The 23,727-nt window shown below is 64.8% G+C and carries 20 protein-coding genes and 1 pseudogene; 11 read left to right on the top strand and 10 right to left on the bottom strand.

The window, feature by feature from the left end:
- Nucleotides 1–47 precede the first annotated feature (47 nt).
- The 3 genes from AC56QP_RS19795 to AC56QP_RS19785 form a co-directional block, all read right to left on the bottom strand.
- Nucleotides 48–938, bottom strand: a complete 891-nt coding sequence (locus AC56QP_RS19795) for an SMP-30/gluconolactonase/LRE family protein (RefSeq protein WP_489858432.1) — start codon at nt 936–938, stop codon at nt 48–50.
- A 172-nt stretch (nt 939–1,110) separates the two neighbouring features.
- On the bottom strand, nt 1,111–1,845 hold the full coding sequence (locus tag AC56QP_RS19790) for a response regulator (protein WP_489858433.1): 735 nt from the start codon (nt 1,843–1,845) through the stop codon (nt 1,111–1,113).
- On the bottom strand, nt 1,845–3,125 hold the full coding sequence (locus AC56QP_RS19785; RefSeq protein WP_489858434.1) for a sensor histidine kinase: 1,281 nt from the start codon (nt 3,123–3,125) through the stop codon (nt 1,845–1,847). Before AC56QP_RS19785 ends, AC56QP_RS19790 begins: the two co-directional genes overlap by 1 nt.
- A 238-nt stretch (nt 3,126–3,363) precedes the next feature.
- Here AC56QP_RS19785 and AC56QP_RS19780 point away from each other — a divergent pair, with 238 nt between their 5' ends.
- The 7 genes from AC56QP_RS19780 (at nt 3,364) to AC56QP_RS19750 (ending at nt 12,356) form a co-directional block, all read left to right on the top strand.
- Nucleotides 3,364–5,781 carry a glucan 1,4-alpha-glucosidase gene (locus tag AC56QP_RS19780; protein ID WP_489858435.1) on the top strand — a complete coding sequence of 806 codons (2,418 nt, stop codon included), beginning with the start codon at nt 3,364–3,366 and terminating at the stop codon, nt 5,779–5,781.
- Between the two features lie 49 nt (nt 5,782–5,830).
- Entirely contained in the window at nt 5,831–6,847 is a 1,017-nt protein-coding gene (gene gnd / locus AC56QP_RS19775) for a phosphogluconate dehydrogenase (NAD(+)-dependent, decarboxylating) (protein WP_489858436.1), read from the top strand.
- Nucleotides 6,848–6,869: 22 nt separating this feature from the next.
- Nucleotides 6,870–8,246 carry a glucose-6-phosphate dehydrogenase gene (gene zwf, locus AC56QP_RS19770; RefSeq protein ID WP_489858437.1) on the top strand — a complete coding sequence of 459 codons (1,377 nt, stop codon included), beginning with the start codon at nt 6,870–6,872 and terminating at the stop codon, nt 8,244–8,246.
- Nucleotides 8,247–8,258: 12 nt separating this feature from the next.
- A complete protein-coding gene (locus AC56QP_RS19765; RefSeq protein WP_489858438.1) occupies nt 8,259–8,963 on the top strand; it encodes an ROK family protein in 705 nt (234 codons plus the stop codon).
- A gap of 214 nt (nt 8,964–9,177) precedes the next feature.
- A complete protein-coding gene (locus tag AC56QP_RS19760; RefSeq protein WP_489858439.1) occupies nt 9,178–9,639 on the top strand; it encodes a Ros/MucR family transcriptional regulator in 462 nt (153 codons plus the stop codon).
- A gap of 216 nt (nt 9,640–9,855) precedes the next feature.
- Nucleotides 9,856–10,956, top strand: a complete 1,101-nt coding sequence (locus AC56QP_RS19755) for an aminotransferase class I/II-fold pyridoxal phosphate-dependent enzyme (RefSeq protein WP_489858440.1) — start codon at nt 9,856–9,858, stop codon at nt 10,954–10,956.
- Between the two features lie 161 nt (nt 10,957–11,117).
- Nucleotides 11,118–12,356 (top strand): MFS transporter, encoded by a 1,239-nt coding sequence (locus AC56QP_RS19750; protein ID WP_489858441.1) that lies wholly within the window; start codon nt 11,118–11,120, stop codon nt 12,354–12,356.
- A gap of 289 nt (nt 12,357–12,645) precedes the next feature.
- Here AC56QP_RS19750 and AC56QP_RS19745 read toward each other — a convergent pair whose 3' ends face one another.
- Nucleotides 12,646–13,608, bottom strand: coding sequence for a cupin domain-containing protein (locus AC56QP_RS19745; RefSeq protein WP_489858442.1), 963 nt, complete (start codon nt 13,606–13,608; stop codon nt 12,646–12,648).
- Between the two features lie 212 nt (nt 13,609–13,820).
- Between AC56QP_RS19745 and AC56QP_RS19740 the strand changes: the two genes are divergently transcribed.
- From AC56QP_RS19740 to AC56QP_RS19730, 3 genes are all read left to right on the top strand, one after another.
- Nucleotides 13,821–14,591: an alpha/beta fold hydrolase gene (locus AC56QP_RS19740; protein WP_489858443.1), complete on the top strand. Its 771-nt coding sequence runs from the start codon at nt 13,821–13,823 to the stop codon at nt 14,589–14,591.
- Nucleotides 14,592–14,740: 149 nt separating this feature from the next.
- Nucleotides 14,741–15,601, top strand: coding sequence for an alpha/beta fold hydrolase (locus tag AC56QP_RS19735; protein WP_489858444.1), 861 nt, complete (start codon nt 14,741–14,743; stop codon nt 15,599–15,601).
- A gap of 69 nt (nt 15,602–15,670) precedes the next feature.
- Nucleotides 15,671–16,165, top strand: coding sequence for a DUF302 domain-containing protein (locus AC56QP_RS19730; protein WP_489858445.1), 495 nt, complete (start codon nt 15,671–15,673; stop codon nt 16,163–16,165).
- A 241-nt stretch (nt 16,166–16,406) separates the two neighbouring features.
- Here AC56QP_RS19730 and AC56QP_RS19725 read toward each other — a convergent pair.
- The 6 genes and pseudogenes from AC56QP_RS19725 to hemC form a co-directional block, all read right to left on the bottom strand.
- A pseudogene (locus tag AC56QP_RS19725) lies at nt 16,407–17,058 on the bottom strand (glutamine amidotransferase-related protein).
- A gap of 14 nt (nt 17,059–17,072) precedes the next feature.
- Nucleotides 17,073–17,552, bottom strand: coding sequence for a tellurite resistance TerB family protein (locus AC56QP_RS19720; protein ID WP_489858446.1), 480 nt, complete (start codon nt 17,550–17,552; stop codon nt 17,073–17,075).
- 36 nt (nt 17,553–17,588) lie between these two features.
- Nucleotides 17,589–19,187 carry a heme biosynthesis protein HemY gene (locus AC56QP_RS19715; RefSeq protein WP_489858447.1) on the bottom strand — a complete coding sequence of 533 codons (1,599 nt, stop codon included), beginning with the start codon at nt 19,185–19,187 and terminating at the stop codon, nt 17,589–17,591.
- Between the two features lie 10 nt (nt 19,188–19,197).
- The gene (locus AC56QP_RS19710; RefSeq protein ID WP_489858448.1) at nt 19,198–20,652 is read right to left on the bottom strand and encodes a COG4223 family protein; all 1,455 of its coding nucleotides are present in this window, start codon (nt 20,650–20,652) and stop codon (nt 19,198–19,200) included.
- 110 nt (nt 20,653–20,762) lie between these two features.
- Nucleotides 20,763–21,479, bottom strand: coding sequence for a uroporphyrinogen-III synthase (locus AC56QP_RS19705; protein ID WP_489858449.1), 717 nt, complete (start codon nt 21,477–21,479; stop codon nt 20,763–20,765).
- Between the two features lie 2 nt (nt 21,480–21,481).
- The gene (hemC, locus tag AC56QP_RS19700) at nt 21,482–22,408 is read right to left on the bottom strand and encodes a hydroxymethylbilane synthase (protein ID WP_489858450.1); all 927 of its coding nucleotides are present in this window, start codon (nt 22,406–22,408) and stop codon (nt 21,482–21,484) included.
- Nucleotides 22,409–22,627: 219 nt separating this feature from the next.
- Here hemC and tsaD point away from each other — a divergent pair, with 219 nt between their 5' ends.
- Nucleotides 22,628–23,713 carry a tRNA (adenosine(37)-N6)-threonylcarbamoyltransferase complex transferase subunit TsaD gene (gene tsaD / locus AC56QP_RS19695; RefSeq protein ID WP_489863560.1) on the top strand — a complete coding sequence of 362 codons (1,086 nt, stop codon included), beginning with the start codon at nt 22,628–22,630 and terminating at the stop codon, nt 23,711–23,713.
- The last annotated feature ends 14 nt before the right edge of the window (nt 23,714–23,727 follow it).

The raw sequence follows: 23,727 nt of genomic DNA, 5'->3' as shown, positions 1-23,727 counted from the left end.
ATCCCGGCCTCACTCCCAACCTGATTTGAGCACGGATGATCGCGAGCTCAAAACAGTCTTAATCCCGGCACGCGCACCCTGAGCCGGTAAAGCGATGTCGACGCGGTGATGTAGAGGCTCCTCAGATCGTCGTCGCCGAACGTGAAATTCGCGCAGTTCTCCGGCGTCCGGATGACACCCAGGATGGCACCCGACGCGTCGAAGACATGGATGCCGCCGGGACCGGTGCAGTAGAGATTGCCGCGGCTGTCGATCTTCATGCCGTCGGGCGCTCCCGGTCCATCGCCCTCGGTCACGGCCCACACCGCGCCGCCATTGAGGTCGCCGTTCGGCTCGACGCCGAACACCCTGATATGGCCGCGCTCGGTGTCGTTGATGAACAGCCGCGACTCGTCCAATGAGAAGCAAAGGCCGTTCGGCTGGATGAAATCGTCGGCCAGCAATGTCAGCCGGGCGCCGTCGCCATCGATGCGGTAGACGCCCTGGAACGGCAGCTCCTGGCGACGCGGCACGCCATAGAATTCCATCCTGCCGTAGCCCGGATCGGTGAAGTAGATCGATCCGCCGGTGGCAACGACGATGTCGTTCGGGCTGTTGAGCTGCCTGTCCTGATGGTGCGTGGCGAGCACCGTCGTGCTGCCATCGGGCTCGGCGCGCGTCACGCGGCTCGTCGCGTGCTCGCAAGTGACCAGCCGTCCCTGGCGGTCCAGCGTGTTGCCATTGGCCTTGTGGCTCGGCTCGCGCAACAGCTCGATCTCGCCCTCCGCATGGCGCCGGTAGATGCGGCTTTCCGGAATGTCGCTGAACACCAACCATTTCTCGTAAGGGTGCCATACCGGCCCTTCTAAGAAACCGAAGCCGCTCGCCAGCATTTCGATCGTCGCGTCGCCGACGACGTCGTCGAAGCCGGAGTGGCGGGGTCGCGCCAGCGCCGACATCACTGGCCCCTGGCGGCGCAAACAGCCGTGCGAATCCGCATCGCGACGAATGGCATGAGCGCTTCCCCGAAATATTTTTTTTATGAGGTCGAGCGTAGTTGCCGCGCCGGCGTGGCGATACGGGTCAAAGCGCACGGCCGACTGTGCGTTTGCACAGTCGCTGCGGTTGGAATCAGTGTTCCGGCGGAGCCTGTGCCAGCCAGGCATCGAGCCGGTCCTGCTCGCGGCGCAGCGCGTCGATGTTGATCAGGCCGCGCGCCATGGCGAGATAGATCGCTCGCGTCCGCGAGTTGAACACGGAAGCGTCGCTTGCGCCGTCCTCCGCCGGCACGATGCCCAGCTTGTCGTAGACATGCTTGATGCGGCTCTGGGCACCACGGATCGACAGGCCGCGACGCGCCGCGATGGCGCGGTCGGTCAGGCCAAGCGCGATGTCGATCAGGCTTTCATATTCGCCGTCGGTGATGCCCTCGAATCGATCCTGGACGCGGTGCTGGATGCCGCGTATCTCGCGGTCGATGATGCAGTGGCCTTCGCGGAAAACGCCGCGCAGGGCTGACCGCATGCCCTCCTCCGTCGCCGACTTGAGCACATAGCCATAGACCGAACCCGGCGGCACGATGCGTGCCACCCCGCGGACATAGGCCTCGTCGGCGAAATTCGACCAGAACAGGATGTGCGTGCCGGCGCGGCGGTTCCAGATCGCCCTGGCAACCTCGATTCCCGTCGCCTTCGGCATCTGCAGGTCGAGCACGACATGCGGCGGCTCGCGCTCGGCGGCGAGGTTGATGGCGTCCTCGCCGTCGCTCGCCTCGATCACCTCGACGTCGCCGGGCCACAATTGCTCGACGGTCCGGCGCGCGAATGTGCGGTGCAGTCCGTCATTCTCGGCGATCATCACAAGCATCACACACCCTCCGGCACGGCCTGCTGGCCGGGCGCTGTTGCAACCGCCGCACCGGGCAATTGCCGGGACGTCTGGCGGTCTATCTCGATGACGACACGCGTGCCGCCGCCCTTGCGGCTGGCTTGACCGATGCGCAGCCGCGCCCCGATAAGAGCCGCGCGCGTGTGCATGTGGCCAATGCCGCCATGGGCGGCCGGATCAACAGTGCCGCATCCCTGGCCGTCATCGGTCACGATCACCCGCAGCATGCTCGCCGTCGACGCCAGCAGCACGTCGATGCGGCGCGGCGCGGCGTGGCGGACCGCATTGTTGATCGCTTCCTGCACGATCCTGTAGAGCGCGGTCCGGACCGGCTCGGGCAGGCTGTCGGCGCTGCCGTCGCTGGTATCGGCGATGCGCACGGCAATCGGCGGCTTGGCCCTGGCGACGCTGCGGTTGAGATGCGCCTCGACCGCATCGCGCAGGCCGAACAGTTCGAGCACGCTCGGCCGCATGTCGTCGACGATGTGGCGCAGTTCCGTCAGGCAGCCGGCGACCTCCTGCTCGAGGTCGGCAAGCTGGGCCGCCCGCGCCACGCCCTGGCCGCGCAAGGCCGAAAGCTGGCGCGCGATGCGGGCGAGGTCGGCAAGCGTCTGGTCGTGCAGGTCCATGGCCATGCGCCGGCGCTCGCGCTCCATGCCTTCGGTCAGTTGCGAGGCGCCGACCCGCAGCAATTCGACGCGATTGCGCGCTTCACTTTCGGCAAGCATGGCCCGGCGCGCCTCCTCGGTCTGGATCAGCGCGAAGATATAGGGTGCGATCAGGTCGGCGCATTGCTGGGCGACCTCGACATCGGCAAGCGTGTAGCAGCCGACCTCATGCCGGCTGATGTTGAGGGCGCCGATGATGCCGCCGCGCGCCCTGAGCGGCACGATGATGCGGCTGCGCAGCCTTGCGGCGAAGATCGGTTCGTCGAATGCCCCCGTGAAGTGGAAGCGCTGGTCGAAAAGAGCATCGTCCGCCAGCAGATAGGGCACCTCGCCCCACAGCACCGACCGGATCGGGCTGCCCTCCACCGGATGCTGCGACAGCTCGCTCCAGCTGGTGTGGAAGCCGGCTTCATAGCAGGCATGCATGCGCCGATCGTGCGACAGCACCGCCAGATCGATATGATTGTGCGGAATGAGCGTACCGATTTCGATGGCCGTTGCGCGGAACGCCGTACCGGTATCGATGTGGCCGGCCAGCGCCCGCGAAATAGCAAGCAGCCGGTCGATCAGTATGGGAGATACATCCGACATGGTTTTGAGACCTCCCATGACAACTGAACGGACCACGCCGGGCCGGCCGCGACGCTCCCGTGCCCGAGCGTGCTGCCGATCCGCGATTTTCGCCAGGCCTCCCTGCCGCGGGAATAGTGGACACCTACGAACGATGCTGTCAACGACGCCTCCATTGCGGCGGTGGATCAACTTGCGGTGCAATGATTGAAAAGGGTTCGCTTTCTGGTCTAGGGAAGGGCCAGGAGACCGAAACAGAATGCCAGTGACGCCAACCGTTGCTCCGGGCGCACCGGGAATTCCGGCACGCTGGACGTCAAGCGCCAAGAGCGGCGTCGGAACCTCCCTTTCACCGGCCGGCCGGATTTGGTTCACGATCAGCCACGGCATTCTCAACGAGATCTACTATCCGCGCGTCGACAGCGCCTGCACGCGCGACCTTGGCCTGATCGTCACCGGCCCCGCCGGCTATTTCTCGGAAGAAAAACGCGATGCCGCGCACGCCATCGAACCGTTCGAGGACGGCGTGCCTGCCTACCGGCTGGTCAACACCGCGACCGACGGCGTCTACCGGATCGAAAAGCGCGTCCTCGCCGACCCGGCCCGCCCCGCCCTGCTGCAGGAGATCACCTTCACACCGCTCAAGGGTGCGCCAAGCGACTACCGCGTCTACGCCTTGCTGGCGCCGCATCTGGTCAACGCCGGCATGGGCAACACCGCCTGGGTCGGCGACCACAAGGGAAAGCCGGTGCTGTTTGCCTCGGGGCGCGGCATCTGCCTGGCGCTGGCCTCTTCGCTGCCATGGGCGAGTTGTTCGGCCGGCTATGTCGGCTTCTCCGATGGCTGGCAGCAACTCCATCATGCCGGCAAGCTTGACCCGGCTTGCCAACGGGCCGAGGACGGCAATGTCGCGTTGACCGGAGAGATCGGCTTTTCCGGCGCGAAGACAACGGCGTTGCTGGCTCTTGGCTTTGGCGCGACCCCTGATGAGGCTGCTGAAAATGCCTTCGCCAGCCTGAAGCGCGGCTTTGCGGCGACGGCCAGGTCCTACGTCCGGAATTGGCGCACCTGGCAGGCCGGCCTGCTGCCACTGGACCGGCATGGCGAATCCGGGGTCAACTTCTATCGCGTCTCGACCGCGGTTCTGGCGACGCACCGCTCGACCGCCATGCCGGGCGCCGCGGTCGCCAGCCTGTCGATCCCGTGGGGCTTCAACAAGGGCGACGACGATCTCGGCGGCTACCATCTGGTCTGGCCGCGCGATCTGGTCGAAACGGCGGGCGGCTTTCTCGCCGCCGGCGATGCCGCGTCGGCCCTGCGGATTCTTGGCTATCTGCGCTCCATCCAGCAGCCGGACGGCCACTGGCCGCAGAACGCCTGGCTCGATGGGTCGGCCTATTGGCCCGGCATCCAGATGGACGAATGCGCCTTTCCGCTCCTGCTGGCTGACGCATTGCACCGCGCCGGGCACCTGCCGCGCGCCAGGCTCTCCGCCTTCCTGCCGATGATCGAGCGCGCCGCCACCTATGTCGTGCGCAACGGACCCGTCACCGGCGAGGACCGCTGGGAAGAAGATGCCGGGTACAGTCCGTTCACGCTTGCCGTCGAGATCGCCGCACTGCTTGCCGCGGCGGACCTGCTCGACGCCTGCGGCAAGGAAGACGCGGCAACCTATCTGCGCGAGACCGCCGATGGCTGGAACGACCAGGTGGAGCGCTGGACCTACGTCACCGGCACGGCCATCTCCGAGGAAACCGGCGTCGATGGCTACTACGTCCGCATCGCGCCACCCGACAGCGCCGAGGCCGGCTCGCCGAAGGACGGCTATGTCCCGATCAAGAACCGGCCGCCCGGCGACACGGATCGGCCCGCCGAGGAAATTGTCAGCCCCGACGCGCTGGCACTCGTCCGCTTCGGCCTGCGGGCGGCCGACGATCCGCGCATGATCGACACCGTCAAGGTCATCGATGCGCAATTGCGCTGCGATCTGCCGCAAGGACCGCTCTGGTACCGCTACAGCGGGGACGGCTATGGCGAGCACGAAGACGGCGCGCCTTTCGACGGCACCGGCCAGGGCCGGCCCTGGCCGTTGCTCGCCGGCGAACGCGCCCATTACGAGCTGGCGGCGGGGCGCATGGACAAGGCGGCCAGCCTGCTGGCGGCGCTGGAAGGCTCGGCCGGGCTTGGCGGCCTGTTGCCGGAGCAGGTCTGGGACAGCGCCGACCTAGCCGAGCGCGAACTGCTGCATGGTCGCCCTTCCGGCAGCGCCATGCCGTTGGTCTGGGCACATTCGGAGCATATCAAGCTGCTGCGCTCGCTGCGCGACGGCACGGTCTTCGACATGCCGCCGCAAGGCGTCAAGCGCTACATCGAGGACAGGACCGTATCGCCGTTCAGGACCTGGCGGTTTAACCACAAGATCCGCACGCTGGCGGCCGGCAAGGCGTTGCGCGTCGAGCTGCTGGCCGCCGCGACGGTTCGCTGGAGCACCGACAACTGGGCGACGGCTCGCGACAGCCAGACAAGAGAGAACGCTTTCGGTATCCATCTTGTCGATCTGCCTGTGTCCGGCCTCCCCAGCGGAACCGCGCTCACCTTCACTTTTTTCTGGCCCGGCACCGGCGATTGGGAGAATGTCGACTTCTCCGTCATATCAACCGGGCAGGATAGCCGGTAGATCCTTCCCCAGGAAATCCAGCAAATCTCTAGGAAACAGGGACGAAACCATGCAGATCGGAATGATGGGACTGGGCCGGATGGGCGCCAACATGGTCCGGCGCCTGATGCGCGACGGCCACGAATGTGTCGTCTACGACATCAACCCCGCCAGCGTGGCGGCCCTGGTGACCGATGGCGCGTCCGGAGCGGCATCGATGGCGGAATTCGTCGGCAAGCTCGCCAAGCCGCGCTGCGTCTGGCTGATGCTGCCGGCCGCGATCACCGGCAAGATCGTCGATCAGGTGGCGGCCCTGATGGAACCCGGCGACATCATCATCGATGGCGGCAATTCCTACTATCATGACGACGTCGATCGCGCGGCCAGGCTCAAGGACAAGGGCCTGAACTATGTCGATGTCGGCACCAGCGGCGGCGTCTGGGGTCTCGATCGCGGCTACTGCCTGATGATCGGCGGCCCTGACGAAGCGGTCCGGCATCTCGATTCGATATTCGCCACGCTGGCGCCCGGCGCCGATGCCGGCGCGCCTGCACCGGACAAGACCGCCGGCACAGCACCCTTCGGCTATCTCCATTGTGGCCCGAGTGGCGCTGGCCATTTCGTCAAGATGGTTCACAACGGCATCGAATACGGCGTCATGGCCGCCTATGCCGAGGGCATGAACATCCTCAAGGCCGGCAATGCCGGCAAGGTCAAGCGCGATGCCGACGCCGAGACCAGCCCGCTGCAGAACCCCGAATATTACCAGTTCGACATCGACCTCGCCAACGTCGCCGAGGTCTGGCGGCACGGCAGCGTCATCGGCTCGTGGCTGCTCGACCTCACCGCCAGCACGCTGAAGTCAGACGCATCGCTGGCGAACTTTGGTGGCCGCGTCTCGGATTCCGGCGAAGGCCGCTGGACGCTGAAGGCGGCGATCGACACCGGCGTGCCGGCGCCGGTGCTGTCCTCGGCGCTGTTCGACCGCTTCTCCTCGCAAGGCGAATCCGAATTCGCCGACAAGCTGTTGTCCGCCATGCGCTATGCGTTCGGCGGCCATGTCGAGAAGCCGAAGGCCGGATCGTGACGGCGGCAGGGGAGACACGCGCATGAGCCAGGAACGGTCCGACACGCTGGTGCTTTTCGGAGCCACCGGCGACCTCGCCCACAAGAAGATATTTCCGGCGCTTTACCAGATGGTCGCCAAGGGTACGCTCACCGAACCGGTGATCGGCGTCGCGTTCGACGCCTGGGATTTGAAGCAGCTGCAGGCGCGCGCCCGCGACGGCATCGTCCATGCGCTCGGCAAGATCGACGACAAGGTGTTCGCCAAGCTCGCGTCGCTGCTTCGCTATGTCAGCGGTGACTATCGTGATCCGGCCACTTTCGAAAGGCTGAAGAGTGCGCTCGGCAGCGCCCAGCGGCCGCTGCACTACATGGCGGTGCCGCCGACCATGTTCGAGACGGTCGTCCAGGGGCTGGAGCAATCGGGCACGGCGCACGGCGCCCGGCTGATGGTGGAAAAGCCGTTCGGCCACGACCTGCAGTCGGCGCGCTGGCTCAACCGGGTCTTGCACCTGGTGTTCGACGAACAGTCGATCTTCCGCATCGACCACTATCTCGGCAAGGAAGCGATCCAGAACCTGCTCTATTTCCGCTTCGCCAATTCCTTGCTCGAGCCGATCTGGAATCGCAACTTCGTCGAAAGCGTACAGATCACCATGGCCGAGGATTTCGGCGTCGAGGGGCGCGGCCGCTTCTACGACGATGTCGGCTGCATCCGCGACGTCATCGAGAACCACCTGCTCAACATCCTGTTGCTGCTGGCCATGGAGCCGCCGGTCGGCCGCTCCGCCGACGACCTGATCGACGAGAAGGTGCAGGTGCTGCGCGCGATCCGGACACTGACAAAAGACGATGTCGTGCGCGGTCAGTTCAAGGGCTATCTCACCGAACCCGGCGTGGCGCCGAACTCGCCGGTCGAAACCTTCGCGGCGGTGCGCTTTTTCGTCGACACATGGCGCTGGCGGGATGTGCCGTTCTTCATCCGCGCCGGCAAGAACATGCCGGTTCATGTCACCGAGGTGGTGGTGCGGCTGAAGCGGCCGCCGCTCGACGTCTTCGATCCGATCAAACCCGCCGACCAGAACTATGTGCGCTTCCGCATCGACCCGCAGGTGGTGATCGCCATCGGCGCCCAGCGCAAGGCGTCCGGCGACGACATGATCGGCGAGCAGGTCGAGCTGACGGCGCTCGACGACAGCAAGGCCGACATGCCGCCCTATGAGCGGCTGATCGGCGATGCCATGAACGGCAATGGTCAGCTGTTCACCCGCCAGGACGCCAGCGAACTTGCCTGGCGCATCGTCGGCCCGGTGCTTGGCGACACCACGCCACCGCATATCTACGAGCCAGGAACATGGGGCCCCGCCGATGTCATGAGCGGGTTCGGGCCGCCCAACGGCTGGATCGATCCGGTGAAGTGAGAGGATGACGCGATGGCCAAGGCGGTGAAGCAACCAGCGTCAGATGTCGAGAAGATCGTGCTTTCGATCGATATCGGCGGTTCGCACGTCAAGATCCTGACCAGCGCCGGCGGCGCGGAGTGCCGCGCCGACTCCGGTCCCGGCCTGACGCCGCGGCAGATGGCCGAGACGGTAAGGAAGCTCGCCGAGGGCCTGTCATACGACGTCATCTCGATGGGCTATCCTGGCCCGGTCACCCACAACCGGCCGTTGGCCGACCCCGCCAATCTCGGCAAGGGCTGGGCCGGCTACGATTTCGCCGCGCAATTCGGCAAACCGGTGAAGGTGGTCAATGACGCGCTGATGCAGGCCATCGGCAGTTACGAGGGCGGGCGCATGCTGTTCCTCGGGCTGGGAACTGGTCTTGGCGCGGCGATGATCGTCGACAATGTCGCCCAGCCGATGGAAGTCGCCCACCTTCCCTACAAGAATGGCAAGAGTTTCGAGGACTATGTCGGCGAACGCGGCCTGGAAAAGCGCGGCAAGAAGAAGTGGCGCAAACATGTCTTCGACGTCGTCGACCGGCTCCGCGCCGCCATGCAGCCGGACTATGTCGTCATCGGCGGCGGCAATGTCGACAAGCTCGATGAATTGCCCGCCGACAGCAGACGCGGCGACAACACACGGGCCTTCGAAGGCGGGTTTCGTTTGTGGCGCGACAAGGCGTTGATCGTCTGATATTGTTACTGTTTAGTATAGTTGTTCAAAATAACGTGTGTCGCCACACCAAGTCATTGCGTTGTGCAGATTTGCCGACTAGGAATTCCGCGCCCCAATAACGCAGCTCGTCCCGCGGATCCCCAAACGACGCGGTAGCATTTTGATTTGCGCATGATCCTTTCCGGAAATCGAATCCGATTTTCAGGTCATTCGCCTTGGACGGAGAGATAGATTGACCGACGACCACGACATCGCCCCTAAAGACATCGACCTTCTCGAACTGACCGCACACATCGTGTCCGCTTACGTCGAGAAGAACCGCTTGCCAGCTTCCGGCCTGCCCGATCTCATCGCCAGCGTCAGCACGTCGATAAGCGGGCTCGGCAAGCCGGTGGTCCCGGTGGCGGCGCCGCTGGTCCCCGCGGTCAACCCCAAGAAGTCGGTCACGCCGGATTTCATCATCTGCCTCGAGGACGGCAAGAAGTTCAAATCCCTGAAGCGTCATCTCGGCGTGCATTTCGGCCTGACGCCGGACGCCTATCGCGCCAAATGGGGCTTGCCCGCGGACTACCCGATGGTTGCCCCCAACTACGCGGCCTCGCGCTCGCTGCTGGCGAAGTCGATCGGGCTCGGCCGCAAGGCCGCCCCGGTGAAGGCACCCGCCAAGGGCAGGAAGGCCAAGGCCTCGGCCTAGGCTTGTCGCCCAAAAAGTGCGCGGCGGTTTTGGAACGGCGACATGCATAAAACAAAAGACTTGAAGCGCGTCGCCTGAACCCCGATTCAACGCCACGCGCTTCAGGCAGTTAGGCGCTGAGCCAATGGATTGATTGAAGCCTGCCGGCGAATCCGCCTTGGCAGGCTTCACGTTTTTGGCTTGGATGGACCGGACGGTTTCTTTGGGGGTGAAGCGATGAACTACACCAGGATGGTGATCGAGAAAGAGGCGCCGGAAGAGTACGGCTACGACCGTATCCGCTTCAATCTTTCCGAAAGCTCGATCGCCGACCAGAAGCTCTCCGACATCGGCCTGTCGCTGCCTGATCTCACGCTGTTCTATGGCGAACATCGCGGCGACAAGGACCTTCGCGCACTGATCGCGGCGCAGGACGCCGGCGTCTCGCCGGATGATGTCCTGGTCACCGCTGGTGCCGCCGGCGCGCTGTTCATCATCTCGACTTCGCTTTTGTCGGCCAGCGATCATCTGGTCGTCATCAGGCCCAACTACGCCACCAACATCGAAACCCCGAGGGCGATCGGCTGCGCCATCGGCTTTGTCGACCTCGCCTTCGAGGAAGGCTTCGCCATCGATGTCGAACGCGTCAAGGCGGCGATCCAGCCGAACACCAGGCTGATCAGCGTCACCTGCCCGCACAATCCCACCGGCACGATGATGAGCCGAACCGAACTCGACGCGCTGGTGGCGCTCGCCGAGGCTAGCGGCTGCTATCTGCTGGTCGACGAGACCTACCGCGATCTCTCCTATGGCAAGCGCCTGCCCTCGGCAGCCTCGCTGAGCCCGCGGGCGATCAGCGTCTCGTCGCTGTCCAAGGCCTTCGGCATTCCCGGCATCCGCATCGGCTGGCTGATCACGAGGGATGCGGCGCTCCAGGAAAAATTCCTCGCCGCCAAGGAGCAGATCGGCATCTGCGGCAGCGTCATCGACGAAGGCATCGCGCGCGGCATGCTGCAACGCCGGGACGCCTTCCTGGCGACGCTGCTGCCCGAAATGGCCAAGCGCCGCGACATCGTCCAGGCGTGGATCGACAACGAGCCGCTGGTCGACTGGGTGCGGCCCGAAGGCGGCGTCGTCGGCTTCCCGCGCCTGAATGTCGATGCCGGCTTCGACCTCGACCGGTTCTATGTCAACCTGCTGGAAAACTATGGCACCTATGTCGGGCCCGGCCACTGGTTCGAAATGGAAAAACGCTTCTTCCGCGTCGGTTTCGGCTGGCCGACAGAGGCGCAATTGCGGGGCGGGCTCAACGCCATTTCCGCCGTGCTGCGCGGGTAAACTTCGCGTGCGATCCTCCGGACAGGCTGAAAATTTCTTGATCGCGCGCTGATTTTGACGCACATCCCGCCGCGAACTTTGTTAAAAGTTCCATTGGTCGGACCAGCGCCCATCGTGGAAGTGCCCCGCCAGCCGATGCCATCGCAACGGGGCCTCCGTCCATGACCGCCGCACGAACCTCGCCGGACCAGCGCTACGCCGCGTTCCGCCACCGCTCCTTCCTGAGCTATTGGGCGGCGCGTTTCCTCACCACATTCGCCACCATGATCGTTTCCGTCGCGGTCGGCTGGCAGATGTATGACCTGACCCGCGACCCGCTCGATCTCGGTCTGGTCGGCATCGTCCAGTTCCTGCCGTCGCTGGTGCTGGTGCTGGTCACCGGCGTCGTCGCCGACCGCTTCGGCCGCCGGCTGATCATGGCGCTGGCGGTGCTGCTCGAAGCCATCTGTGCCCTGGCGCTGCTCGCCCTGACGCTGCGCGGCATCAGCGGACCGCTGCCGATCTTCGCCGTGCTCGCCATGTTCGGCGTCGCCCGCGCCTTTTTCGGCCCGGCCTCCGCATCGCTGTTCGCCAATCTGGTGCCATCTGAGGATTTCGCCAATGCCATCGCCTGGAACTCGTCGGCCTGGCAGACCGCGACCATCGTCGGCCCGGTCGCCGGCGGCCTGCTCTACGGCGTGTCGGCGGAAGTCGCCTATGGCACCGCCGCTGCGCTCATGCTTGCGGCCGGGCTGCTGATCTTCACCATCCCGAGGCCCGCCCAGCGCAGCGAGACCGACAAGCCGACGATGCAGACCCTGTTTGCCGGTTTCGGCTACATCTGGAGCGAGAAGATCGTGCTTGGCGCCATCTCGCTCGATCTGTTCGCGGTGCTTCTGTCCGGTGCTGCGGCACTGCTGCCGGTCTACGCGCGCGACATCCTGCAGCTCGGCCCCTGGGGTCTCGGCCTGCTGCGCTCGGCCCCTGGCGTCGGCGCCATCTGCGTCGCCATCTGGCTGGCCGGCCATCCGATCCGCAACCACGCGGGGTTGATCATGCTCGGCTTCGTCGCCGCGTTCGGCGCCTTCACCGTGCTGTTCGGCCTGTCGACGATCACCTGGCTGTCGATCGTCGCGCTCGCCTGCCTTGGCGCCACCGATATGTTCAGCGTCTACATCCGGGAAACCCTGATCCAGTTGTGGACGCCCGACCATGTGCGTGGCCGCGTCAACGCCGTCAACCAGGTCTTTGTCGGCGCCTCCAACGAGCTGGGCGAATTCCGCGCCGGCACGATGGCGGCGTTGATCGGCACGGTGCCGGCCGTCGTGATCGGCGGCGTCGGCGCGATCGTCGTCGCCGGGCTGTGGATGGTGCTGTTCCCGCAACTGCGCAAGGTCCGCCATCTCGACGGGCGAAACTGATTCAACGCCGGATCCGGGCCGCTGGATCCGGCGCTCAGGCCAATCAGGCTGCGCCGACTTACGGCTGGTTTGGGCCGCAAGCAGACTGTCCACTACTAGAGCAATTAGAGGAAAAGTGTGTAACGGTTTTCCGTCCGAAATTGCGTAAAAACAAAGAGTTAGAGCGGTTCGCCGTTTCCGTGAAACGGTGAGCTGCTCTGGATGGCAACCTCGCGAAAGCGGTCGTCGCGCCTGTGGAGCCGCCCCGCCCGCCCATCGCCAGACCTTCCAGAAGACACCTTGGTCGAGGTCAATCGACGACTTCTGCTTCCAGATCGTCCCCTTGCCTTCGCCCACCGTCAGAGCGACGAATTGCTCGGTAACGGCCAGGCGATAGGCCGTGATGTCGATGGAACAGCTTCGAAAACGCGGCCGCGGTCTCGTAGCCGACACGGGTCGCAATCCGTGCAATCCCCTCGTCGCTTGTTTCGAGCAGAAACGCGGCCTCCGACATCCGGCGTGCGATCAGATAACGGTACATGGACTGGCCGACGAGGTTGGTGAAGCGAGCTGAAAACGCCGAGCGACCGAGCCCCACGCGGAGCCCCAGGTCGCCAAGGGTCCAAGGTTGATCCGGTCGTTCGTGGATCAACTGAAGCGCCGGTCCTATGTGCGGGTCCGCCATCGCCCCCAGCCACCCGCCTTCTCCGGGGCCGAGCGACTTGATCCAGCTTCGCAACACCTCGACGAAGAGCACTTCAGTCAGACGTGAGAGCGCGACGCCTTGTCCGGGACGCTCGAACGCCGCCTCGCTCACCATGCGTTGCAGAATCGCCTCGAGCCATCCCCCGTCTTCCGTCGGCTTCAGGAGAAGCAGGGGCGGAAGCAATTCCAAAACGCTACCGCGCGACGGCCGTGCCACAGTGAAATTACCACAGATCATCGTCGCGAGCGGCTGCCCGCCGCCTCCATGACGAACCAGGCCAAGACGCCCGGCTAGTCGATCGATGTCGACAATCTGTACCGGCTCCGTCCGGCTATCCGAGTAAATCACATGGGGCTCGCCACGCGTGACGACAACAAAGTCGCCCTCGGTCATGTGGAGCTCTCGTCCTTGTTCAAGCGCGAGGGTAGCCGAACCACGGCTGAGATAGTGGAACAGGGCATAGGGGCGCTTTGGCAAGGCGAGATTCCAGGGATGGCCGAGTTCGAAGTGGAACAGCAAGGTTCCGCCAAAACGAACGCGATCGAGCACTTCAGCGAGGATGTCCATCTTTCCGATGTTAATACGACGGACGGTCAGACACAATATTCGGACGATTGAGGCCTAACGTCCAAATGCTCCACGTACTAGTTGATCGCAAGTCAGCCAACCGGTCGCGCGGCAACCATCACCCGAACGGCAGATGGGAGAACCGCGACTGTTGCCGACACGCCTGCCTTTCCCCGGACGCGCGTCGTCCGTCATCCCAACAGGAGCAATCAATGCGAAATCTTCTACTCTCAGTCGCCACCCTCCTCATGGCCGGCGCAACAATTGCCGCCCCCGCCCAATCGGCTCAACTTCCCAAGGGCGCGGCTCACAATATCGTGCTCGTCCATGGCGCTTTCGTCGACCAGACGAGCTGGAAGCCTGTTGCCGATATCCTCACGAAGAAGGGCTACAAAGTAACGCTCGTCGAAAATCCGCTCACCTCCCTTGAAGCAGACGTTGATGCCACCAAACAGGCGCTCGCGAGACAGAACGGCAAGACCGTCCTCGTTGGCCACTCCTGGGGCGGTGTGGTCATCACACAGGCAGGTGACGATCCCAACGTCTCGGCGCTCGTCTTTGTCTCCGCATTCGCGCCCGACGTAGGAGAATCTCTGGCGAGCCTGGCCAAGAGCGGTCCGGCAACCGAAGGCGCAGCGGCGATTCATCCCGACGAAAAGGGCAACCTCTACATCGATCCCAAAGTGTTTCCTTCAGCAGTTGCGGCTGACCTTCCTCCGGAGATCGCCGAATCCTTGGCAAATCATCAGCTCCCGTTGAACCACACGGCGTTCGAGGCTCCCGTCGACAAGGCAGCTTGGCACGACAAGCCGACGTTCTATGTGATCAGCACCAAGGACAAGGTCATCGCACCCGAGGTCCAGAAGATCTTCGCCAACAGGATGAAGGCACAGACGACGGAGGTCGCCGGCAGCCATGCCTCCCTGGTCGTCCACGCCAAGGAAGTCGCCTCGGTGATTGAAAAGGCCGCACTCGTGAAGTGACGATACCGCTCCCGGCACTTTCGTGCCGGGAGCACCGCGCGTGCTCGGCGGACTACGGAATGCCTTGAACCGCGAGCGGCTCAGACCTGGCCAAAACCGCACCAGCTACTCTCACTCAATTATTTTATGCCAAGCATCCGGAGGATGACATGACTGAGTTCGACACCGCGAGCCAGGACGACGCCACGCTAGAAACGGCGGCCACCCGTTACATCGAAGGCAGCGGTATCCGCTTTGCCTATCGCCGCCTCGGCCCATCGACCGGAACGCCGTTGGTTCTCCTGCAGCATTTCTCGGGCAACATCGATGCATGGGATCCCGCCGTCGTCAATGTCCTGGCCGCCGATCGACCGGTGATCGCTTTTGACAACGCCGGGGTCGGCCGCTCGACAGGACTAACGCCGGACAGTATCGAGGCGATGGCCCGAGACGCGGTCGCCTTTATCAACCTGCTCGGCCTCTCCCAAGTCGACTTGCTGGGCTTTTCCCTCGGCGGCTGCGTCGCGCAGCAGATCGCCGCCGAGCACGGAGCGCTGGTCCGCAAGCTCATCCTCGTCGGCACCGCTCCGAGGGGCGGAGAGGAACACCTATTGGCGGTTCTGCAGGACGCGTTTTCCCAAACCGACGCGCCGGACCCCCGCCTGCCGCTATTCTTCACGAAGTCGTCCGCCAGCCAGTCGGCCGGCCGAGCGTTTCTGAAGCGGGCGAAGGCGCGTAAGGAAGATCGGGATACCGATAACGGCGGCGCGGTGACGGACCCGCAGGCCAAGGCGCTTATCACCTGGTGCGCCACACCTGATCCCGAGCACGCCATTCTGCGCGCCATCCGCCAGCCCGCCCTCGTGGTCAGCGGCAGCCACGACGCCATGCTGCCGGCGAACAACGCCTACGCAATGTTCAAGGCTCTAAGCAACGCCCAGCTGGTCCTCTATCCCGATTCCGGCCACGGCGCCCTGTTTCAGTACCACGAATTGTTCGTCAGCCACGTCCGGACCTTCCTGGAAGCGTAGTTCGGCGGCTGCATAATCCCGGCGCGATCGGTCGCACCTTTGTTCTTGAGAGCTGTTGCGGAGAAAGAAATGACAATCGCAAAGGTCGAGGTTGAGCGTTTCAGCCTGACGTGTTCCAAACCATTCGACGCCGTTGTGGCCGCGCTCAAGTCGGCGGTCGGGCAACCTGACATGGTCGAATTTTTCAAAGCGACGAGGGCTGCAAATTCCTTCTCGGATTTGGAGCGCGTTGTGCAAAACGGCCTAGGCCGCACAGGTCTCATGCTTTTCGCGGAATTCGACTTGGGTGCCATTCTGCGCCGCGAAACTGGAAGCGACACTCCTAAGAGCATGCGGTTTTTGGTGGGCAATCCACTCATTATGAAAGAAATGGTCAAGCACGTTCCCGATGCCGGATCTTACGCCCCAGTCACAGTCCTTCTTGATCAACGTCCCGATGGTGTGCATGTTTCCTATGACAAAATGGAGAGTTATCTGCTCTCTTATGGTAGTTTGGAGGCTCTTGCTGTCGCCCGCAATCTTGATACGAAAATCACAACCTTGTTACACGAATGCGCAAACTAAACTCTCGTGATGACGCTTCCGACGGATGGAAGTGAGAGTCCGACCCTAAAACGCATGACCTCTCGCGATGCGGCGGATGGCAACCATGGCGCGACGGCTTTGAGGAAAGGGGTCGCCGAAGCGACTGTGGGCTCGGTGACCACCACTTCGAACGGCCGGTATGAGAGCGGTCGTCCACGCCTCGGCAGACGTGAGTCGCCTTTGGGTCAAGCTCGGCCGTTCAGAGTAGTTGGGTTCTACTCTAGCGCATCACCGGCTTGCCGAAGATCATGCGCAGGAATTCGTCCAGCCAGCGCTTGAGATGCATGTCCCAGATCAGCCGGCCGCCGAGATGATCGCGGCCGGGCTGCGCGCCTGGCAGCTCGAAACGGTGGGCGCCGCGCACCACCCAGCGCTGCATCATCATCCGGGTCAGTTCGCCATGGAACTGGATGCCCCAGGCATTGTCGCCATAGCGGAAGGCCTGGTTGGGATAGGTCTCCGCCGTCGCCAGCAGCGTCGCGTCGCTGGGCAGCGAGAAGCCCTCGCGATGGAACTGGTAGACCATGTCAGGCCAGTGCATCAGTTTCTTGCCGGCCTCGGTCGCCTTCAGCGGATACCAGCCGATCTCGACCAGCCCTTCGCCGTGACCCTCGACCTTGCCGCCGAGATGGTTGACCAGCATCTGCGCGCCCAGGCAGATGCCGAGGAACGGCCGGTTCTCCTTGAGCGGTATCTCCAGCCAGTTGGTTTCGCGGCGGACGAATTCGTCCTCGGACATCGCCAAGCGGCGGACGGCGGATGTCGAGATCGAAACCCTCTTCCATCAGCATGTGGCCGACGCGTCCGGGGCTCGAATTCTCCTGATGCAACACGATCAGGATCCTGGGCTTCGAACTCGTTCTGGGCGGCATGGGAAGGCGAAAACCTATTCGTCTGCGGATGTTCCGGTGGCGCCCGGTGCATGCGCCGCCGCCTTGCGGCGCGCTTCGATGCGGTCACGGCGTTCGACGCCGATCAGCTCGGCGACGCGCCAGACGGTGTTGTCTTCCAACTCATGCAGTTCGCCATCGGCATAGACGACCTCCCACATCAGGCCGATGAAGGCCTTGCGCGCATCGGCATCGAGGTGACGCTTAAGCACGCTGGTGAAAGCATAGAGATCGATCGCTTCATTGTCGGCCCGCTCGCCGGCGGCGACCAGCGCTTCGAGTTCGGCGCCGCTGATCGAGTAGCTCTCGCCCAGCACCGCCTTGAACCGTTCCCACTCGACATCCTGGCGCACACCATCGGCGTTCATCACATGGTAGAGAAGCGCCGACGCGGCGATGCGCGGGTCATCCGTGCTGGCGCGCGTGCCGGAGCCGGTCGGCAAATCCTTCAGAAATGATAGAACGCGTTCAAACATCAATTCATTCCCAAATAGCCGGACAATCGACCCGGTTCAAAACAGCCGGAAGCGGCGCGGCGATTTTTCCGCTTCATCATCCGGATCGACGCCGGGATCGTCCGGCAACCGCGCAAGTTCCTCGGCCGGCTCGACGGCCTCGGCATCGGCCGGCACCGCGGCGAAGGCTGCCGCCGTGATCGGCCTGACTTGGTCCTCGTGGCTCTCGGCTTCCTTGCCCGCTGCCTCGCGCGGACCGGTGTCGTGGATCACCTCGACCGGCCTTTCGCCGGCCGGCTTTGCCAGCGCTTCAATGACCGGTACCGGACGGGCTGGTGCATCATCGTGGCTGTCGATCAGCTGACCGAGCCGCTCCATCGGCGCGCGCCACTCGAAGGCATCGAGCCTGCCGGTGACCGGCGATACCGGCGCCCAGCGCTCGGAAACGACGCCGTCGGCGACCCAGGCCGGATCGCGTGGCGCCCGCACCGCCTTGGACAACAGCTGCCGCACCTTGCCCTGGTCGCCGGTCTCGGCCTCCTCGATGTCGGCCAGGAGCAGATAGGCGCCCTCGCGGCGGTCCATCCTGATCGCGGCCTCGGCCTCGCGGCGGGCGGTCGAAAAATCCTGCGCGTCGAGAGCGGCGCGCGCCACCGTCATCGACGACTCCGCGTGGTTCTTCTTCATCTCCTGCAGCTTTTTCGCCCGGTTGAGGCGGTCGAGCACGGCATCGCCCGGCCTTGCATGGGTATAGAGCTCGGCGATCTCCGGGTGCGGCTCGGCCTTCCATGCCGTCTCGAGGATTTTCGAGCCCTTGCGAACGTCGTTCTGCTTGAACAGCGCGGCGGCGGCGACGACGGCGGCGGGCGCGAAGTCCGGTCGCAACCGGTTGGCCTCGATCGCCGCGGTCCTGGCAGCCGTGGGATCGCTGCCGGCGAGCGCCTGCGCCTTGGCGGTCAACAGCACGGCGCGGCGGCGGTTGGCGGCGTCGCGTTCGATCTGCCGCGTCGATTTCTGCGCGTCGACCAGTTTCAGCGCCCCGTCCCAATCGCCGCGCGCGGTCAGCTCTTCCAGCGTCGATTCGGCCGCCCAGGCCAGTTGCGGTGCCACGGCGGCGGCACGGCCGGCATAATGCCTGGCGGCGTTGCGGTCGCCGAGGCGTTCGGCTTCCAGATAGAGCCCGCGCAGGCCGAGCAGCCGCATTTCGGGATCGTCGAGCATGCTCTCGAACTTTTGGCGCGCGCCTTCATGATCGCCTTCGAGCAGCGAGGCTTGCGCCTCGAGCAGATGGATCAGCGGCTCCTGGTCGGAACGGATCAGCTTGGCCGCTTCCTTGGTCTTCTTGCGGGCCAGCGCGCCATCGCCGGCGCCGGCGGCGATCATGCCAGTCGACAGCGCCTGGTAGCCGCGGTCGCGGCGGCGCACGCGGAAATAGCGCGAGATTGTGTAGGGGCTGTTCCACAGCGACTTGACCAGCCACCAGAAGATCATCACCGCGGCCACGACGGCCACGACGGCCACCGCCGCCACCATCAGGCTGACCTGGTATTGATAGCCATTGAAGGTGACGACCATGTCGCCCGGCCGGTCGGCCAGCCAGGCAAAACCCAGTCCAAGCGCGAAAACGACGATGAGGAAGGCGAGCAGGCGGATCATTGTGTTGCCCTCATGCCTTCATCGCGCTGGAGATCAGTGCGTCCACTTGGGTTTCGACCTCGATGCGTGCCTTCAGTTTGCCGGCAAAGTCGGCGCCCGCGGCCTTGGCGGCTTGCGGCAGCGTATCATACTCGCTGAGCGCCTTGGCATAGTCGCCCTGATTGACCGCAACCTCGATGCGCGCGACGGTCTCCGGCGCGCCGGCCCCCTCGACGGCGCCGATCGGCCTGACCTTGACCAGCGATTCGGCGCTCGACAGCAGGTTCTGCAGCAGGCCGGCATTCTCGTCGACAGGCGTTGCGGCGGCGACCATCGCGTTGGCGGCGGCATCCATCTGCGATGCGATCTCGGTGCGGGTCGGAACACCCTTTTCGGCATAGGGGCGCAAGGTTGCGATCTCAGGCGCGTTGGGCGAGATCGCGGCAAACGTATCGAGTTCAGCCGCGAACGGCGCGCCGCGTTCGAGCGCCGACTTCAAAGCCGACGCGGCAATGGCGAGCGCGATCTTGGGCTGTCCAGCCTGCGCCTCCACCTTGCCGGAAAGCTGCGACACCGACTGTTCGAGCGCGGTGAGCCGGCCATCCTGTGTTGTCGCCGCCTCACCCGCTGATTTCACCAGCGCCTCGAGACCAGCCAGTTTCTCGTTGAGCGGGCCGAGGTCGACAGGAGCCGCGTTGCCGGCCTTGCCGAGCGCGGCGACCGCGGTTTCGATCTGCTTGACCTTGTCACCCAGTGCGGCAAGCCCGGCGGTGTCGCCCGCTCCGCCGGATTCGACCGTCGATTTCAGCGCCGCGATGTCCGTCTTGACCTGATCGAGCGCCGCCGACAGCCCGTCCACTTTGGCCGACGCGTCGGTGTTGCCACTTGTCTCCTTCAGCCCGGCGATCTCGGTCTTCAGTGAAGCGATCTCGCCATTGACGCCATCGAGCGAAACCCCGGAGCCGGAGCCAGGCGCGCCGAGCAGCCCGGCGAATTGCAGGCCACCGGCGCCGACCAGCGCGATGACACCGCCGATGATGCCGGCAGCGATGCCGTTGAGGCCGCCACGCTTCGGCTGAACTGCCATCGATTCGCTCCTCGCTTCGGCTTTCCCCGGCGCCGCTTTGGTCTCGGCGGTCCTGGTGGTTGCGTCATCAAAGCCGTAGTCGAAGGCCTTGGCGCGGTTGGGCGGCGCATCCGAACCGGGATAAGGCAGCTCCGGTTCGGCGGCTTTGGCCCCGGTATCCGCCGGCGCGTCCGCTACAGCTGACCCTGCGTTGGTGGCATCGGCATGCTCCCAGGGCTCGAGATCGGTCTGGTCGGCATGCACCGGCTCTTCGGGAACCTCGGCCGGCGTTTCTTCGGCGCCCGCTTGCGGCCTGGCGGCTTCCTCGTCGGCGATGCGCGAGACTGCACCGGGCTCGAGTTCGATGGTCACCGGCTCCCGCCGGCTTTTCGAGTGTCGCATCTTCGGCGTCTTGACCATGCCTGGGCTCCGCAAAATTCGCTTCGTCTCAACGCCGGGCGGCGCTTGATGGTTCAGAAAGGGTCTAGCACATCACCAAGCGGTGAAAAGGGGCGGTGTGATGACGCGGCTCAGCGCCGCGCCTGCAAAAGGGTCAGCAGCGTTTCCTCATCGGGCTGTTCGGCAATGCGGAGTCTCGCGCCGGCCGTACCGTCAAGGGTGGCGGCGACGCGCGCGGAAAGAGCGAAAAACCATGTTTTTTCAAAGAGCTCTTGCAGGGTGGGCCGCGAGGTCAGGGCCTGTAGCGCCTGAGCCGCCTTGGCCGAATAGAGCAGCACCGCGTCGGCGGGTTGGCCCGAGAGACGCGCAAGCACGGCTTCGTCCGGATAATCAACCGCGAGCGTGTCATAGGTCTCTACAGCTTGGACCGGGACACCAGCCGCTTCCAGCCTCTGTTCGAACGCCGGAAACCGCACCCGTCCACAGAGATAGATGATGGTCTTGCCCAGGACATCGCCGGCCAGGCTGTCAGCCAGGGCTTCGGCATCGCCTGGGCCTTCGCTGACGGACAAGAACCCTGCCTTGCGGGCGGCTTCCGCGGTCCTCTTGCCGACGGCATGACAGGGCAAGGCGGCAAGCGCCGCGATGATTTCTGTCGGCGCATGGCGCACGGCATTGGCGCTGGTGATGGCAACCGCCGCGGCGCCGGCCTCGGGCGGATCGGCAGCGACAGGCATTGCAACGGTCTCGGTGAGCGGCAGCAGGATCGGCTCGAAGCCCCTGTCCCGCAGCAGCGACATCGTGCGCGATGCGCCCGGTTCCGGCCGCGTCACCAGAACGCGAAGCATCGTCAGGCCCAGCCGTCGAAGAACTTTTCGCCGGCCTTCGCCCGCACCGTCCCGGCGGCTTCCGCGCCGATGCGGGCGGCATCCTGGGCCGGGCCCCGCAGCTCGACTGTGTGCGACTGCGTGCCGTCGGGCGAGATGATCAGCCCGGCGAAAGACAGCAGTTCGGCCTCGATGACGGCATGACCGGCGATCGGCGTGCGGCAGGAGCCATCGAGTGCCGCCAGAAAGGCACGTTCGCAGGCCAGCGCCTGTCCGGTCGGCACATCATGGATGGCCGCCAGCATCTTGTCCGCGTTACCATCGCCGATGCGGCTCTCAATGCAGATCGCGCCCTGGCCCGGCGCCGGCGGGAAGATGTCGAGCGGCATCAGGTCGGTGATGACATGGTCGAGCCCGAGCCGCTTCAGCCCGGCATGGGCGAGGATCGTGCCGGCGGCGACGCCTTCGTCCAGCTTGCGCAGCCGCGTCTGCACATTGCCGCGAAACATCACCACGTCGAGATCCGGCCGCATCCTGCGGATCAGCGCCTGCCGCCGCAGCGACGACGAGCCGATTTTTGCCCCTTGCGGCAGGTCGGCGATGGTCTTCGCCGCCTTGCCGACAAAGGCATCGCGCGCGTCCTCGCGCGGCAGGAAGGCACTGAGTTCCAGACCGTCGGGCAGTTGTGTCGGCATGTCCTTCGACGAATGCACGGCGATGTCGATCCGGCGCGCGAGCAGCGCCTCCTCGATCTCCTTGGTGAACAGCCCCTTGCCGCCGGCTTCCGACAGCGGCCGGTCCTGGATGCGGTCGCCGCTGGTCGAGATGACGGCGACCTCGAACGCCGCCGCCGGCAGGCCATGCGCGGCCATCAGCCGCGCCTGCGTTTCATGCGCCTGCGCCAGCGCCAGCGGGCTGCCGCGTGTTCCGATTCTCAAGATTGTTTGCATGGCGCGCGGTCCGTGATAACCCCCCGGGCAAATGGAGGTCTGTCGAGATTCAGGTCAGGCCGAGCCGAAAATGGTGGTTCCGGGAACCGGAGCGGGCGTACCTTCGGGTACGTGAGCAGCGCGGAAACCGCCATTTGCAGGCCGGCATCACCTGAATATCGACAGACCTCCTAACGGGGAAAGCCCGACGATACAATCTCTGGGGACAGCGACCAATTGATCCGCGTTCTGGGCATTGAGACGAGTTGTGACGAGACCGCCGCCAGCGTCGTGGCGTTGGACGGCGATGCCGCGCCAAAAATCCTGTCCAACATCGTGCTCAGCCAGATCGAGGAGCATGCCGCCTTCGGCGGCGTCGTGCCGGAGATCGCCGCGCGCGCCCATGTCGAGGCACTGGACGGCATCGTCGAGGCTGCCCTTGCCGATTCGGGCGTCGACCTCGCCGACATCGATGCCATCGCCGCGACCGCCGGCCCCGGCCTTGTCGGCGGCCTGATTGTCGGGCTGATGACGGCCAAGGCGATCGCCGCCGCCGCCGGTAAGCCGCTGATCGCCATCAACCACCTCGAAGGCCATGCCTTGACCGCAAGACTGACCGACGGGCTCGATTTTCCCTATCTGCTGCTGCTGGTCTCCGGCGGCCACACGCAGATCCTCGCCGTGCGCGGCGTCGGCGACTATCAGCGCTGGGCAACCACCATCGACGACGCACTCGGCGAAGCCTTCGACAAGACGGCCAAGATGCTCGGCCTGCCCTATCCCGGCGGACCGAATGTCGAAAAGGCGGCACAGACCGGCAATGCCTCGCGCTTTGCCTTTCCCCGTCCGATGAAGGGTTCGGCGCAGCCCGACTTCTCCTTCTCCGGTTTGAAGACCGCCGTGCGCCAGGCGGCAACCGCCATTGCCCCCTTGAGCAACCAGGATGTCGCCGACATCTGCGCTTCGTTCCAGGCGGCGGTCGCGGATGCGCTGGCCGACCGCGTCGCGCGTGCGCTTTCGCGCTTTCGCGAGACATTTCCGGGCAAAAAATACCCGGCGCTGGTCGTCGCCGGCGGTGTCGCCGCCAACCGCACCATCAAGGCGACGCTGGAACGCCAGTGCGCCGAGGCTGGCTTCACCTTCGTCGCGCCACCGCTGAAGCTTTGCACCGACAATGCGGCGATGATCGCCTGGGCCGGTATCGAACGGTTGCGCGAAGGCATGGCGCAGGAGAACGGGTTCGACTTCGTGCCGCGCTCGCGCTGGCCGCTGGACGGCATCTCGACGCCGATGGTCGGTTCCGGCCGGCGTGGAGCCAAGGCATGAATGATCGAGCCCTG

The sequence above is a fragment of the Mesorhizobium sp. RCAM 05104 genome (genome assembly GCF_059683645.1).
This window is presented reverse-complemented; position numbering and strand designations above follow the sequence as displayed.